Annotated in this window: 15 protein-coding genes; 11 read left to right on the top strand and 4 right to left on the bottom strand. The window is 75.9% G+C overall.

The genetic code is table 11. From position 1 onward, the window contains the following. Positions 1-67 precede the first annotated feature (67 nt). The 4 genes from ACFVN3_RS10535 (at position 68) to ACFVN3_RS10520 (ending at position 5,463) form a co-directional block, all read left to right on the top strand. Complete coding sequence (locus ACFVN3_RS10535) at positions 68-2,863, top strand: GNAT family N-acetyltransferase (protein ID WP_378232761.1); 2,796 nt, start codon at positions 68-70, stop codon at positions 2,861-2,863. A gap of 71 nt (positions 2,864-2,934) precedes the next feature. After that, positions 2,935-3,528 carry a DUF5998 family protein gene (locus ACFVN3_RS10530; RefSeq protein WP_378232760.1) on the top strand — a complete coding sequence of 198 codons (594 nt, stop codon included), beginning with the start codon at positions 2,935-2,937 and terminating at the stop codon, positions 3,526-3,528. Further along, positions 3,525-4,721 (top strand): alkaline phosphatase family protein, encoded by a 1,197-nt coding sequence (locus ACFVN3_RS10525; protein ID WP_378232759.1) that lies wholly within the window; start codon positions 3,525-3,527, stop codon positions 4,719-4,721. The genes ACFVN3_RS10530 and ACFVN3_RS10525 overlap by 4 nt, the downstream gene beginning before the upstream one ends. 100 nt (positions 4,722-4,821) lie before the next feature. Further along, positions 4,822-5,463, top strand: coding sequence for a thymidine kinase (locus ACFVN3_RS10520; protein WP_378232758.1), 642 nt, complete (start codon positions 4,822-4,824; stop codon positions 5,461-5,463). 28 nt (positions 5,464-5,491) lie between these two features. Here the strand turns inward: ACFVN3_RS10520 and sepH are convergent, their stop codons facing one another. Beyond that, entirely contained in the window at positions 5,492-6,634 is a 1,143-nt protein-coding gene (sepH, locus tag ACFVN3_RS10515) for a septation protein SepH (protein ID WP_378232757.1), read from the bottom strand. Positions 6,635-6,877: 243 nt separating this feature from the next. On the opposite strand from sepH, the gene ACFVN3_RS10510 reads away from it, so the two are divergent. The 3 genes from ACFVN3_RS10510 (at position 6,878) to ACFVN3_RS10500 (ending at position 9,018) form a co-directional block, all read left to right on the top strand. After that, positions 6,878-7,540: a trimeric intracellular cation channel family protein gene (locus ACFVN3_RS10510; RefSeq protein ID WP_378232756.1), complete on the top strand. Its 663-nt coding sequence runs from the start codon at positions 6,878-6,880 to the stop codon at positions 7,538-7,540. Positions 7,541-7,543: 3 nt separating this feature from the next. After that, on the top strand, positions 7,544-8,395 hold the full coding sequence (locus ACFVN3_RS10505; RefSeq protein WP_378232755.1) for an inositol monophosphatase family protein: 852 nt from the start codon (positions 7,544-7,546) through the stop codon (positions 8,393-8,395). A gap of 323 nt (positions 8,396-8,718) precedes the next feature. After that, on the top strand, positions 8,719-9,018 hold the full coding sequence (locus ACFVN3_RS10500) for a DUF4193 domain-containing protein (RefSeq protein WP_047234722.1): 300 nt from the start codon (positions 8,719-8,721) through the stop codon (positions 9,016-9,018). A gap of 91 nt (positions 9,019-9,109) precedes the next feature. Here ACFVN3_RS10500 and ACFVN3_RS10495 read toward each other — a convergent pair whose 3' ends face one another. Beyond that, a complete protein-coding gene (locus tag ACFVN3_RS10495; protein WP_378232754.1) occupies positions 9,110-9,625 on the bottom strand; it encodes a DUF3093 domain-containing protein in 516 nt (171 codons plus the stop codon). A 76-nt stretch (positions 9,626-9,701) separates the two neighbouring features. Between ACFVN3_RS10495 and dut the strand changes: the two genes are divergently transcribed. From dut to ACFVN3_RS10475, 4 genes are all read left to right on the top strand, one after another. Next, positions 9,702-10,178, top strand: coding sequence for a dUTP diphosphatase (gene dut, locus ACFVN3_RS10490; protein ID WP_378232752.1), 477 nt, complete (start codon positions 9,702-9,704; stop codon positions 10,176-10,178). 161 nt (positions 10,179-10,339) lie between these two features. Then, complete coding sequence (locus ACFVN3_RS10485; protein WP_378232751.1) at positions 10,340-11,080, top strand: DUF3710 domain-containing protein; 741 nt, start codon at positions 10,340-10,342, stop codon at positions 11,078-11,080. Between the two features lies 1 nt (position 11,081). Then, positions 11,082-11,456 carry an OB-fold nucleic acid binding domain-containing protein gene (locus tag ACFVN3_RS10480; RefSeq protein WP_087471902.1) on the top strand — a complete coding sequence of 125 codons (375 nt, stop codon included), beginning with the start codon at positions 11,082-11,084 and terminating at the stop codon, positions 11,454-11,456. A gap of 117 nt (positions 11,457-11,573) precedes the next feature. Then, on the top strand, positions 11,574-12,512 hold the full coding sequence (locus tag ACFVN3_RS10475; RefSeq protein ID WP_378232750.1) for a DUF3159 domain-containing protein: 939 nt from the start codon (positions 11,574-11,576) through the stop codon (positions 12,510-12,512). A gap of 27 nt (positions 12,513-12,539) precedes the next feature. On the opposite strand, the gene ACFVN3_RS10470 is transcribed toward ACFVN3_RS10475, so the two are convergent. Further along, complete coding sequence (locus tag ACFVN3_RS10470) at positions 12,540-13,277, bottom strand: potassium channel family protein (protein WP_378232749.1); 738 nt, start codon at positions 13,275-13,277, stop codon at positions 12,540-12,542. Next, positions 13,277-13,930 (bottom strand): potassium channel family protein, encoded by a 654-nt coding sequence (locus ACFVN3_RS10465; RefSeq protein ID WP_378232795.1) that lies wholly within the window; start codon positions 13,928-13,930, stop codon positions 13,277-13,279. Before ACFVN3_RS10465 ends, ACFVN3_RS10470 begins: the two co-directional genes overlap by 1 nt. Positions 13,931-13,984 lie beyond the last annotated feature (54 nt).

The following is a 13,984-nucleotide window of genomic DNA, read 5'->3' as shown; positions in this document are numbered from 1 at the left end:
ATTGTCCTCCCCGGTCGGGCCGGGGTGGCGCAGGCGCACCGCGCTCCGGACCGCATAGCCTGAGGGCGTGAGCGACGGCGGCGCAGCCGGGCGGGGCCCGGACCGGTACCCGGTGGAGTGGGAGGCGGACGTCGTCCTGCGCGACGGGACGACGACGCACGTGCGCCCCATCCGCCCCGAGGACGCCGACGCGCTGCAACGATTCCACGTGGGCCAGTCCGAGCGCTCGACCTACCTGCGCTTCTTCGCCCCCATGGAGCGGCTCTCGGAGCGCGACCTGGAGCGGTTCACGCGCGTGGACCACATGGACCGCGTCGCGCTCGTCGCGGTCCGCCCGCGCGACGGCGCGGACGCCGGGACGCCGGACGCGAGGGCGCGCGAGGCGCAGGAGGACATCATCGGCGTCGCGCGCTTCGACCGCACGGGCACGAGCGAGGCGGAGGTCGCCTTCAACATCGCCGACTCGGCCCAGGGCCGGGGTCTGGGGTCCGTGCTGCTCGAGCACGTCGCCGCGGCGGCCCGCGAGCGCGGCGTGCGGCGGTTCACCGCCGAGGTGCTGCCGCAGAACGGCAAGATGCTCGCCGTCTTCCGCGAGGCCGGGTACGACGTGCGCCAGCAGATGGACGACGGGTTCGTCCAGGTGAGCGTCGACCTCGACCCCACGGAACGGTCGCGGGCCGTCATGGCCGACCGCGAGCACCGCGCGGAGGCGCGGAGCATGCAGGGGCTGCTCGGCGCGACGAGCGTCGTGCTCGTGGGACCCGGCGTGCCGCCGGGCGACGGGCCGGACCCTGACGGCGCGCCCCTCGATCGCGTCCTCGCGCACCGCGCCCTGGCCGCGCTCGTGCGCAGCCCCGACGTGACCGTCCACGTGGTGGGAGCCGGCGCGGACGTGCCCGACGGCGGGGCGGCGCCCCGCACGCACGCGACCCTCGCCGACGTCCCCGGCCCCGTGGACCTCGCGGTCGTCGCGCTGCCGCCCCCGGACGCGATCGACGCGGTCCGCCAGCTCGCGCGCCTCGAGGTGCGCGGCGTCGTCGTGCTCTCCGCGGGGTTCGCCGAGACCGGACCCGAGGGGCTCGCGCTCCAGCGCGAGCTCCTGCGGGTCGCGCACACGGCGGGTCTGCGCGTCGTCGGTCCCGCGAGCTACGGCCTGCTGCGCACGGGCGAGGCCCGCGAGCGACCCGCGCTCGCGGCGACGCTCGCCGAGGACCTGCCGCTGCCCGGCGTCGTGGGCCTGTTCAGCCAGTCGGCGCCCATGGCCGTCACGCTGCTCGCGACGACGGCGCGGCGCGGGCTGGGCGTGTCGTCGTTCCTGTCCGCGGGCCACCGGGCCGACGTGTCGGGCAACGACCTCATGCAGTACTGGCAGGACGACGCCGCGACGCAGGTGGTCTGCCTGTACCTCGAGTCGATCGGCAACCCGCGCAAGTTCTCGCGCATCGCGCGCCGCCTCGCGTCGGTCAAGCCCGTGGTGGTCGTCACGGCCGGGCGCTCGGGCCAGGTCGTGCCGCCGGGCCACGCCGTGCGCTCGACGCGCGCACCCCGTCGCACGCTCGAGGAGATGCTGCGTCAGTCGGGCGTGATCCGGGCCGAGAACACGCACCACATGATCGACATCGCCCAGCTCCTCGCGCACCAGCCGCTCCCCGGCGGGCGCCGCGTGGGCATCCTCGCCAGCTCGGCGTCGCTCGCCGCGCTCGTGGCGGAGGCGTCGTCGTCGGCGGGCCTCGTCGTCGCGCGGTCGGACTTCCTGCCCGAGGACGCGTCGTCGGACGAGCTCGCCGCCACGGTCGACGCGCTCTACGCGCCCGACGCGTGCGACGTCGTCGTGGTGGTCCAGGTCCCCGTGGTGCACCCCCGCCGCGCGGACCTCTCCCGGGCCGTCGCGCGCGCGGCGGCCCGGACGGGCCGCACGACCGTCGCGAGCATGCTCGGGCTCCACGGCCTCACCGACGAGCTCGCGGCCCCTTCGCCCGACGGCGGAGCGCCCGGCACCCTGCTGCGGGTCCCCGCCTACTCCACGCCCGAGGACGCCGTCGCGGCGCTCGGCGCCGTCGTGCGCTACGCCCGCTGGCGCGAGGCGGACCACGGGACGCCCGTGCGCCCCGCGGGGGTCGACGCCGCCCGCGCCCGCGCCCTCGTCGAGGGTGCCCTGGCCGGTCGGGACGCCGTCGACCTCGACCCCGCGACGACCGCCGACCTGCTCGCGTGCTACGGCGTGCGCGTGTGGCCCGCGCGCCGGGTCCGCACCGCCGACGAGGCGGTCGAGGCGGCGCGCGAGATCGGCTGGCCCGTCGCGCTCAAGAGCACGGCGGCCGGGCTGCGCCACCGCGCGGACCTCGGCGGCGTGCGCCTCGACATCGCGGACGAGACGGAGCTGCGGTCCGACGTCGCGCAGATGCGCGAGGCGCTCGCGGCCGTGCTGCCGGGCGCTGCCGACCAGCCGTTCGAGGTGCAGGCGATGGCCGACGCGGGCGTCGCGTGCGTGGTCCGCTCGACGGAGGACCAGCTCTTCGGGCCGGTCGTGTCGTTCGGCCTCGCGGGCGACGCGGTCGACCTCCTCGGCGACGTCGCGTACGGGGTGCCGCCGCTCACCGACGTCGACGTCGCGGCGATGGTGCGCTCGGTGCGCGCCGCCCCGCGGCTCTTCGGGTACATGGGCACGCACGTCGTGGCCACCGCGGCGCTCGAGGACGTCCTGGCGCGGGCGTCCGTGCTCGCGGACGACCTGCCCGAGGTCCGCAGCCTCGAGCTGTACCCCGTCGTCGTCTCCGACCACGAGGCCGCGGTCCTCAGCGCGCGCGTGACGCTCGCGGACGCCCAGCGCGCCGACGCGCTGCGTCGCGCCCTGCCCGGCTGACGCCGGCTCGTGCGTCCACAGGCCGCGAGGGCGGGTGGCCGCGGCCGGTCGCCGGATGGGAGAATGCGCGGGTGCCCTCTGCAACCTCGAACGCCTGGACCGACCTGACGACCCAGCTCCACCGCGCCGGCTACTACCCGGAGCTCGTCGCGGACGTCCTCGACCTCGCGGTCGCGGGGGAGGAGATCGTCTCGCACCTCGTCCTCCCGGAGACGACGTTCGACGCGTCGGAGGTACGCCGGCACCTCACGGTGCTCGTGCTGACGCCCACGCGGCTCGTCACCGCGCACGTCGACGACCACCCTGCCGACAGCGAGAACCCGTCCGCGTCCGCGGCGGCCACGACCGAGTCGGTGCCGCTGGCCGAGGTACGGTCCGTCTCGCTCACGCACGTCGTGGCCGAGCCGCACGAGCACCGCGCGGGCACCGCGCCGCTCGAGGTGACCCTCGCCCTCGGCTGGGGCGCGGTCTCGCGCGTCGACCTCGAGCCCGCGGGCTGCGCGGACCCGAACTGCGACGCCGACCACGGGCTCACGGGTCAGATCACGCCGGACGACGTCGTCGTCCGCGTGAGCGCCGAGGCGGAGGGCCGCGACGCCGTGCGCGCCGCGGTCGACTTCGCGCGCGCCCTCTCGCGCGCCACCGCGAGGCACAGCGCCCGGTGAGCGAGGCACGCACGGACGAGGCCCCTGCCGCCCCGGCGCTCCCGGACGGCTTCCTCGCGCCCGACCTCGGGCTCGGCGGCCTCGCCGCCGTGCTCCCGGGGGCCGCGGGCGCGCTCGGCGTCCGTTTCACGACCGCGACGGGGATCGGGAGCACTGCGGCCCGCGCGGCACTCGACCTGCCGCGCGCCGACCGCGTGTGCGTCGTCCTCGTCGACGGCCTGGGGCACGTCAACCTCGCGGAGCGCGCCGGGCACGCACCGTTCCTGCGCTCGCTGCTGCCCGACGCGCGGGCGCTCACCTCGACCTTCCCCAGCACGACGGCCGCCGCGATCGGCGCGTTCGGCACCGGCACGGCGCCGGGGCGCACGGGCATGCTCGGGTACACGCAGCGCAACCCGGCGACGGGCGGGCTCGCCAACATGGTGTCGTGGGAGGGCGCCCCGCCACCCGTGGAGCTCCAGCGCGAGACGCCCGTGCTCGAGCGGCTCGCCGCGGCGGACGTCGCCGTGACCTCGACGGGACCGGCGCGGTTCGCCGGATCCGGCATGACGGTCGCGGCCCTGCGCGGTGGGTCGTACGCCGCTGCGGAGGGGCTCGGGGCGCGTGTCGACGCCGCCGTGCGGGCCCTCAAGCGGCCGGGCCTCGTCTACCTGTACTGGGGCGAGGTGGACAAGGCGGGCCACCACCACGGCAGCACGTCGTGGCAGTGGGGCGACGAGCTCGAGTCCCTCGACCGCGAGCTCGCCCGGCTCACCCGCTCGGTCCCGCGGGGCACGCTCGTGCTCGTCACCGCGGACCACGGCATGGTCGACGTCGACCCGGCGCGGCGCCGCGACGTCGCCACGGACCCGGTGCTCGCACGGGGCGTCGCCCTCGTCGGCGGCGAGCCGCGCGCGGTGCACGTCTACACGGAGCTGGGGGAGACGACCGCCGTCGCCGCGCGCTGGCGCGACGTCCTGGGCGACGACGCGCTCGTCCTGGAGCGCGAGGAGGTGCTCGCGCGCGGCCTCCTCGGACCAGACCCCCGCACGGAGGCGGTCGCCGCCGCCGGAGACGTGATCGTCGCGCTGCGCGGGCGCGCGACCGTCGTCGACTCGCGCACCCAGACGCCCGCTTCGCTCGCGCTCGTCGGCGTGCACGGCTCGCTGACCGAGCGCGAGATGCGCGTCCCGCTGCTCGTCGCCGGGACCTGACCACCCGCGACGTCCGGCGCCACGCCACGCCCCGTCGCGGCCCGCCCGCGAACCCGCACCGACCGACCGCGCACCGACCGACCTCGCGAAGGAACGCCTGATGGCCGAGCTCGTCTTCTTCTCCGGGACCATGGACTGCGGCAAGTCCACCCTCGCCCTCCAGCTCGACCACAACCACGCCGCGCGCGGCCGACGCGGGCTGATCTTCTCCCGCAACGACCGGGCGGGGACCGACCGGCTCTCGTCCCGGCTCGGGCTCGAGGTCGTGGCGCGCGAGGTCCGGGACGACACCGACTTCTGGACGCTCGTCACGGCCGAGCCGGACCCGGTCGACTACCTCGTCTGCGACGAGGCGCAGTTCTACTCCCCGGCGCAGGTCGAACAGCTCGCGCGGCTCGTCGACGAGACGGAGATGGACGTCTTCGCGTTCGGCATCACCGCCGACTTCCGGACCCGGCTCTTCCCCGGCTCGGCCCGCCTCATCGAGCTCGCCGACCGGGTCGAGGTGCTCCAGGTCGAGTCGCTGTGCTGGTGCGGCCGACGCGCGACGCACAACGCCCGCACGGTCGACGGGAGCATGGTCGTCGAGGGCGACCAGGTCGTCGTCGGGGACGTCGGCGCAGGCTCGGGCGAGGTCGGGTACGAGGTGCTGTGCCGTCGCCACCACATGCGTCGTATGACCACGGCCGTCGCGCGCCGCCAGGCCGCGGCCGACGGCCTGCCGCTCGACCTGCCGCGCTGACCCGGCGCCCCTGGCCGGCGCGGGGCGCCTACTCCGGGCGTGCCCCGAACACGATCTCGTCCCAGCTCGGGACCTTCGCGCGCGAGCGGTTCTTCCCCTTGCGCGGCTCGCGCGCCGCCTGGGGCCGCGTCGCCGCCGGCGGGTCGTCGGTGTCCGCACGGGTGGCGCCGCCGCCCGAGCGCTCGTCACGCGCGGGGCGGTCGTCCGCGTCGTCCTCCGGCTCCGGGGGCGCGTCGTCACGGGAGCCCTCGAGCGCCGGCTCCTGCAGGCGCACCGCGTCGAGCGGCCGGATCGTCGGGAGGTGGACGACGGTCGCCCCGGCAGCCGTGGCCGCGTCGTCCCGAGAGCCGTCCTGCGACCCGTCCCGGTCCGGACCGGCGCCGGCCTGCGGGCCGAAGCCCTCGAACGGCTCCTGCCCGTCGACCTCGGTCGGCCCCGTCGAGGGCTTGCGCGGTCGCACGCCCCGGCGCTGGCTCAGGTCGTCGAGGAGCTCGGCCGTCCCGTCGTCGGCGGGCGGACCGGCCGGGGGAGCGGCACGGAGTCCCCGGCCGCGCCCCGTCGCGTCGACGTCGAACACCGCGACGGCCCCGGGCGTCGGGTCGCGCGGGGCGTCCGTCCCCGAGAGCCAGCGGGCCTCGTCGTCGAGCGCCTGGAGCGCACGTGTCCCGGCGTCGTACGTCCAACGGGCCGTCCGGCCGCCCGTCCCGACCTCGAAGGCCGCCGTCACGACCCACGACGCCCCGGGCTGGCGCGCCGCGCTCCACTCCACGGCGTCGGGCTCCACGTCGCGCGCGGCGAGCCGCTGCGCGACGAGCTCCCCGACGCTCGGCGAGTCCTCGTCGTGCCCCTGGCGGGAGGCGCGGACCCGGTCGACGACGTACTCCTGCTCCGCGACCACCGGGCCCGCGAAGCGACGCACGTTCTCGACGCCGAGGCCAGCAGCCTCGGCGACCGTCTCCACGGACTCCCCGGCGCGCAGCCGGGCCTGGATCTCGCGCGGCGCGAGGTTGCGCTCGCCCTCCGCGCGCAGGTGCTCCAGGTGCGGGCGGTCGCGTCGCACGGCCGCCCGCAGCGACTCGGTGATCGGCAGCGTGAACTGCGTGCCGCCCGTCGCGCGCAGGACGAGGTGCTCCCCGTCCTCGTGCAGTCTCACCAGCTCCAGCTCGTCCATGGACCCTCCCGTGTCGCCGCGCCCGGTGGCGCTCGCGGTGCCGCTCCAGACGGCTGCCCGGTCGCTCGCCCAGCCGCCCGGTGCCGGGCCGCGAGCCGGTCTCCCGGGCTCGGCGGACCGCGACGCCCGCGTCACCGCTCCCTCGAGGGTGCCATCGTCCCACCCGCGAGCCGCGCAGCACGCGCGGTGTGCCGCGGACTCGGCGCGCTCTCGTCCGCGCCCCGGGGGCGGGCGGCTGGGATGATGCCGGATGTGATCCTCGACCTCGTGCCCGGCGACGCCCTCGAGCTCGGCGGCGTGTTCTTCGCGGCGCTCTCGGGCGGGCTCGCCGCCGTGCGCAAGCGGTTCGACCTCGTGGGCGTCCTGGTGCTCGCCTGGGTCGCCGGCCTCGGCGGCGGTCTGCTGCGCGATGTCCTGATCGGCGCGATCCCCCCGGTCGGGATCTCCGACTGGCGTCTCGTCGCGGTCGCGGTGCTCGCCGGCGTCGTGACCTTCTTCTGGCACCCGCGCCTCGAGCGGCTCCGGCGGAGCATCATCGTCCTCGACGCGGGGGCGCTCGCGCTCTTCGTGCTCTCCGGCACGATGAAGGGCCTCGACTACGGCGTGGGCCCGCTCGCGGCGATCTTCGCCGGCGTCATCACGGGCGTCGGCGGCGGCATCCTGCGCGACCTGCTGACCAACGAGGCGCCGCTGCTGTTCCAGGACAAGCAGCTCTACGCGATCCCGGCGCTCGCGGGCGCCGCGCTGACGGCCGGGCTCGCGGAGGCCGGCGCGCTCGGCCTGCTCTCGCAGGCGGCGGTCCTCGCGCTCGTGTTCGGCTTCCGCCTCGTCTCCCTGCGCCTCGGCTGGTCCGCGCCCGGTCCGTGGGAGGGTCGCACCGCACGCCGTGGGTCGGGCAGGATGTGAGCCGTGCGCCTCTTCATCGACGACCCCCGACAGCCCGACGACGTGACCGTGGCCGACCTGCGCGACCTCGCGGAGCGTCTCGCCCGCGAGGCGGGCGACCTCGTCCGCTCCGGTCGCCCCGACCGCGTCGAGGTGGCCGCCACCAAGTCGACGGCCACGGACGTCGTGACGCGCATGGACGCCGACTCCGAGGCGCTCCTGCGCCGCGGCATCGCGGCGGCGCGACCGGACGACGCGATCCTCGGCGAGGAGGAGGGTGCCTCGTCCGGCACGTCCGGGATCACGTGGGTCATCGACCCCGTCGACGGCACGGTCAACTACCTCTACGGGATCGCGTCGTACGCGGTGTCCGTCGCCGCCGTGGTGGGCTCGCCGGACCCCCTCGAGTGGACCGTCCTCGCCGGCGCGGTGCACTCCGTCGTCGACGGGCGCACCTGGACCGCGGGTCTCGGGGCCGGGGCGACGGTGGACGGCCGCCCGGTCCGCGTGAACGCCGAGACGGACCTGGGGCAGTGCCTCGTGGGCACGGGGTTCGGGTACGACGCGGAGCGCCGCCGCGCACAGGCGCGCGTCCTGGTCGACGTGCTGCCCCAGGTCCGGGACATCCGTCGCCTCGGCTCGGCGGCGATCGACCTGTGCCTCGTCGCGTCGGGCGAGCTCGACCTCTACTACGAGCGCGGCCTCAACCCCTGGGACATGGCCGCGGGCGCCCTGGTGGCGCACGAGGCGGGAGCCCGCGTCACGGGCCTGCGGGGCCGCGCCGCGGACCGCGAGATGACCGTCGCGGGGCCGCCCGAGGCGGTCGCCCGGCTCGTCGGGATCCTCGAGGACGTGGACGCCGACTCGGACTCCTGAGCGCGTCCCGGCGGGCTGGGAGCGTTCCCGCCCGGCCGGTCCGGACGACCCCGCGTTCGCCCGTGACGAACGACACCGGGCGGGCGGAGGGTCACAGGGTGCATCCCTCCCGGAAATGGTGCAGAATCCGGTGGCCCGCCGGGAACAATTCCGGTGCGCCGTGCATTGATCAGCGTGCAACGCCTCGACGACCTCGGGGCACGACACGTCACGGGGTGCCCCCCGCGCCCCGCACCCGTGCCGCCCGGCACGACCGGCCATCGCCGGTGGTTCCGGACGGGCACTGTCGCGATCGACGAATACTCCGGAGAGTGACCCCACAGATGGCAACAGACTACGACGCCCCCCGCAAGAGTGAAGAGGAGCTCAGCGAGGACTCGCTCCAGGAGCTCCAGGCTCGTCGCTCCGACAAGAGCTCGGGCGTCGTTGACGAGGACGAGACCGAGGCGGCGGAAGGTTTCGAGCTGCCCGGTGCCGACCTGTCCGGCGAGGAGCTCTCCGTCCGGGTCCTGCCTCGTCAGGCCGACGAGTTCACGTGCTCGAGCTGCTTCCTCGTGCACCACCGCAGCCAGCTCGCGTACGAGAAGAACGGGCAGCAGATCTGCTCGGAGTGCGCCGCCTGACCTGCACGACGCCCGAAGGCCGTCGCCCCCTTCCCGGGGCGGCGGCCTTCGTCGTCCGTGGAGCGCCGTGCGGTTGCGCTGTGCGGTGCCGTCAGGAAGCGTGCGCGGCCCGGATCGCGTCCGCGAGGCGCTGCGGGTGCCGCGTGGAGACGAGCCAGTAGGGCGTCGGGTCCTGCGGGTCCTCGAGCACGACGTGCACACCGGTGCGGGCCCAGGCGCGCAGGCACACGTAGGCGCGGGCGTCGAGGCGCGGGCCGAGCTGGACGCGCATCGCCTCCGCGTCGATGGTCGTGACCTGACCGAGCAGGGACACGGGGACGTGCGCCCGCCCGGCCCGGAGCTCGCCGTCCGCGACCGCGACGACCGGCGAGGTCGACCAGAGGCCGGCGACGCCCGCCACCGCGGCGAGCGCGCCCACGCCGAGCGCGATGGCGTGGCTCGCGGGCCACAGCGCGATCCCGAGGACCACGGCGAACCCGAGGACCGCGGCCCAGCCGCCGACGCCCGGGACGAGTCGCTCGCGGTACGGCGTCGCGCCCCCGGCACCGGGTGCCCCGGCGGATCCCGGGGTCGAGGAGGGCGTGCTGCGGTCGGCGGGGTCCGTCATGGGTCCATCATCCCAGCAGTCGGGGCGTCGCCCGACGTGCTCGCCGGGCCCGCCCGCGACCACTAGGCTCTGCCGGGTGCCGAACCACCACCAGCCCGAGACCGGGGACGTCGACGTCCTCATCACGCTCCTCGACGACGTGCCCCTGCCGTCCTACGCCCACCCGGGCGACGCCGGTGCGGACCTCGTGACGACCGTCGACGTCGAGCTGGCGCCGGGCGAGCGCGTCGTCGTCCCGACCGGGGTGTCGATCGCGCTGCCCGACGGCTACGCGGCGTTCGTGCACCCGCGCTCCGGTCTGGCCGCGAAGCACGGCCTCACGGTCGTCAACGCGCCGGGCACCGTCGACGCCGGCTACCGCGGCGAGATCAAGGTGACGCTGCTCAACACCGACGCCCGCGAGGCCGTCGTCCTGCGGCGCGGCGACCGGGTCGCGCAGCTCGTCGTGCAGAAGGTCGAGCGTGCGCGCTTCGTGCAGGCCGAGCGGCTGCCCGGGTCGCACCGCGGCGAGGGCGGCTTCGGGTCGAGCGGCGGGTGGACCGCGGCGACCTGACCGGTCGCGGACGGGCGGTCGGCGCGGGAGCCGCGTGCCCGTCGTCGCGCAGCGAACGTCGCACCCCGACCGTCGCTGCGCGGGCTAGTGTGGAAGCAGTGCGGGGCGAGCGCCCCGTGAGGAGTCCCGGCCGAGGGCCGGGCAGGTGAAGGAGTTCTTCCGTGGGTCTGTTCCGTCGCTCCAGGTCGTCCGAGCCGACCGAGTCGCCCGAGCCGTCGGGCACGACGTCCGCGCCGGTCGACGACGGCGCGCCCGTCGAGGCGGCGAGCGAGGAGAAGCCCGCCCGTGGCCCGTACGACTCCTCCCAGGTGCCCGAGCGCGGGCCCCGCCTCGACCTGGGTGCCGTGTGGCTGCCCGGCGTGCCCGGCATGGAGCTGCGCATGGAGGTCGACAAGAAGACCCAGCGCATCACCGGCGTCGCGTGCGCCGTCGCGGGCTCCGGGCTCCAGGTGCAGGCGTTCGCCGCGCCCCGCACGGACGGTATCTGGGACGAGATCCGCGGGGAGATCGCCGCGTCGGTGACCAAGCAGGGCGGCACGGTCGACGACCTCCCCGGCCCGTTCGGCCGCGAGCTGCTCGCCCGGATCCCCGCGCAGACGCCGGACGGACGCCCCGGCGTGCGCCCCGCCCGCTTCGTGGGGGTCGACGGCCCGCGCTGGTTCCTCCGCGGCGTGCTCACCGGCAAGGCGGCGGTCGACCCGGCCGAGGCCCGGCTGCTCGAGTCCGTGTTCGCCAACATCGTCGTCGTGCGCGACCAGAGCCCGCGCCCGCCGCGCGACCTCCTCGCGCTGCACCTGCCGGGCAAGGGCCCGGACGTCGCGGCGCCCGCGCCCGCCGGCGCACCCGAGACGCCCTCGTTCGACCCGCTCAACCGTGGGCCGGAGATCACGGAGATCCGCTGACATGGCCCCCACGCTGCGGGACGCCTGGCGCACCGCCCTCGCCTCCCAGGAGGAGCTCGCCGCCGACGAGGAGCGCTCCGAGGCGGCACGGCAGAAGGGCTGCCGTGCCGTGTCCGAGCTGCCCAACCGCCGTCGGGCCAAGATCTCCGGCGTCCTGCGGTCCGTGGTGCTGCGTCCGCGCGAGGGCGTCCCGACGGTCGAGGTCGAGCTGTTCGACGGCTCCGGCGTCGTGGACCTCGTGTGGCTCGGCCGGCGACGCATCGCCGGGATCGAGCCCGGTCGCCGCGCCCTCGTCGAGGGCCTGGTGTGCGACGTCGACGGGCGCCGCACCATCTTCAACCCGCGCTACGAGCTCCTCGCCAAGCCGGGGGAGTGATCTCGGTCCCGCCGGCGCGCGGCGGTGCCGTACCATCCTGCGCACGTGCAGCGGCCCGCCCGGGCCACGCGCCCGGACCGTAGCCGACCGACCCCGAGCCACCGAGGACGCCACGACATGACGAGCAGCAGCGACGCGAGCGGCGGCCCCGCGGACGGGCGTCGGGTCCCCGGGCAGGCCCCGGAGAGCCTCGCGCACGACGCCGACGTCGCGGAGACGGTCGTCGACGACGTCGCCGCGCCCGAGGACGGTCGCGCCCGCGGCGTCCGCGCGCTCGCCGGGCAGGAGTTCTCCGTGGCCGACGCGATCGGGGGCGTGCGCGGGCTCGTGGAGTCGGTCGCCCCGGGCCTCGTCTTCGTCGTCGTCTACGTCGCCACGACCAACCTCCGGTGGGCGCTCGTGACCTCGGTCGCGGCAGCGCTCGTCGCGGTCGCCGCGCGGCTGATCCAGCGCACGCCCGTGACCCAGGCGTTCGGCGGTCTGCTGGGCGTCGGCATCGGCGTGATCTGGGCGTGGCGGTCCGGCGAGGCGCAGGACTACTTCGCGTGGGGCCTGTGGACGAACGCGGCCTACCTCGTCGCGCTCCTCGTCTCGGTCCTGGCCCGCTGGCCGCTGGTCGGCCTCGTGGTCGAGGGCTTCCGCAGCGGCTTCGGTGCGGGTGCCGCGTCGGGGCCGGCCGGGACGACGCCGAACCCGTCTCCGGACGCGCTCGACGCCGCGGACGCCTCGGCCGAGCAGCCCGCGGCGGCCGCGACGCCGGCGAGCACCCCTGTCGACGCGGACGCCTCCGAGCCCGGCGCGTTCGCCCGCTGGGCCCGCACCTGGCGCTCCGACCGTGCGCTGATGCGCCGGTACACCGCCGCGACGTGGCTCTGGATCGGGTTGTTCGCCGCCCGGCTCGCGGTCCAGGTCCCGCTCTACCTCGACGGCGACGTCGGCTGGCTGGGAACCGCGCGCCTCGTCATGGGCATCCCGCTCTGGGCGCTCGTCCTGTGGCTCACGTGGATCCTCGTGCGCCGGCCGCACGCCTCGACGCCTCTGCAGCCGACGGCGTAGGCCCCGCGGACGAGGAGACGAGCCCGGTCAGAGGATCGCGTCGCCGACCCCGGGAGCCTCGGGCGCCTCGACGGGCGCGTCCGGTGCGGTCGGCTCTGCCTCCGGCTCGCCCGCGAGCAGCCGGCCGAGGGCACCCTCGTCCGCCTCGTCGCCGGTGACGAGCAGGAGCTCGTCCCCGGCCTCGAGCGTGTCGTCCTGGCTGGGCGCGATCGGGCGCGTGCCGCGGACGATGGCCGCGAGCACCGTGTCCGCGGGCCAGCTCACCTCGCCGACGCGGTGGCCGACGAGCGGGGACGTCGGTGGCAGGGTGACCTCGAGGATGTCCGCGCCGGACTGGTGGAACGTGAAGATGCGGACGAGGTCGCCGACGGCCACGGCCTCCTCGACCATGGCGGTCATGATGCGCGGCGTCGAGACGGCGACGTCCACACCCCACGACTCGTCGAACATCCACTCGTTCTTCGGGTTGTTCACGCGCGCGACCGTGCGGGGCACCCCGAACTCGGTCTTGGCGAGCAGCGACACGACGAGGTTCACCTTGTCGTCACCCGTCGCGGCGACGATGACGTCGCACTCCTCGACCTTGGCCTCGGCGAGCGTCGAGAGCTCGCACGCGTCGGCGAGCAGCCAGTCCGCCTCCGCCACCTGGGCGACACGCATGGCTGCCGGCTGCTTGTCGATGAGCATGACCTCGTGATCGTGACTGAGGAGCTCGCGAGCGATCGAGCGGCCGACAGAACCTGCTCCCGCGATGACGACGCGCATCACTCGGCCTCGACCTTCGGTGCGTGGGTGAGCCTGCGTTCGACGACGGCGGCCTGCTCGTCGTCCATGAGCACGTGCAGCACGTCGTTCTCCTGGAGGACGGTGCGGTCGGTGACGAGGACCCCGTCGCCGAAGCGGCTGACGAACGCCACGCGGGCGCCCGTGGCGTCCTCGATGGCGCGGACCGTGCGCCCGACCCAGTCGGGGTGGAAGTCGACCTGCGCGAGCCGCACGCGGCCGGACGGGTCGCGGTACTCGTCGGTCGCGCCGAACGGGAGCATGCGGCGCAGCACCTGGTCCGCGGTCCAGCGCACGGTCGCGACCGTGGGGATGCCGAGGCGCTGGTAGATCTCCGCGCGCTGGGGGTCGTAGATGCGGGCCACGACCTTCTCCACGCCGAACGTCTCCCGCACGACGCGCGCGGAGAGGATGTTCGAGTTGTCGCCGTCGGAGACCGCGGCGAACGCGTACGCCTCCTCGATGCCGGCCTGCACGAGGGTGTCGCGGTCGAAGCCGACCCCGGTCACCTTCTTGCCCGTGAACTCGGCCGGGAGGCGCCGGAACGCGTCGGGGTTCTGGTCGACGACGGCGACCGAGTGGCCGCTCGACTCGAGCGACTGGGCGAGCGTCGCGCCGACGCGGCCGCAGCCCATGATGACGAAGTGCACGCACCGAACGCTACCGCTCGCGGGGCTGCCGGGCGCGCA

The organism is Cellulosimicrobium sp. NPDC057862, assembly GCF_042797035.1.
In the GTDB taxonomy this organism is placed as follows: Bacteria; Actinomycetota; Actinomycetes; order Actinomycetales; family Cellulomonadaceae; genus Cellulosimicrobium.
The sequence above is the reverse complement of the archived record's forward strand: the minus strand, read 5'-3'. Positions and strand labels throughout refer to the sequence as shown.

Coding starts and splice junctions, on each gene's coding strand:
- ACFVN3_RS10475 (WP_378232750.1), top strand. CDS start 11,574: ATGACGAGCAGCAGCGACGCGAGCGGCGGCCCCGCGGACGGGCGTCGG.
- ACFVN3_RS10510 (WP_378232756.1), top strand. CDS start 6,878: ATGCCGGATGTGATCCTCGACCTCGTGCCCGGCGACGCCCTCGAGCTC.
- sepH (WP_378232757.1), bottom strand. CDS start 6,634: ATGGACGAGCTGGAGCTGGTGAGACTGCACGAGGACGGGGAGCACCTC.
- ACFVN3_RS10470 (WP_378232749.1), bottom strand. CDS start 13,277: ATGCGCGTCGTCATCGCGGGAGCAGGTTCTGTCGGCCGCTCGATCGCT.
- ACFVN3_RS10500 (WP_047234722.1), top strand. CDS start 8,719: ATGGCAACAGACTACGACGCCCCCCGCAAGAGTGAAGAGGAGCTCAGC.
- ACFVN3_RS10465 (WP_378232795.1), bottom strand. CDS start 13,930: ATGGGCTGCGGCCGCGTCGGCGCGACGCTCGCCCAGTCGCTCGAGTCG.
- ACFVN3_RS10520 (WP_378232758.1), top strand. CDS start 4,822: ATGGCCGAGCTCGTCTTCTTCTCCGGGACCATGGACTGCGGCAAGTCC.
- ACFVN3_RS10495 (WP_378232754.1), bottom strand. CDS start 9,625: ATGACGGACCCCGCCGACCGCAGCACGCCCTCCTCGACCCCGGGATCC.
- ACFVN3_RS10480 (WP_087471902.1), top strand. CDS start 11,082: ATGGCCCCCACGCTGCGGGACGCCTGGCGCACCGCCCTCGCCTCCCAG.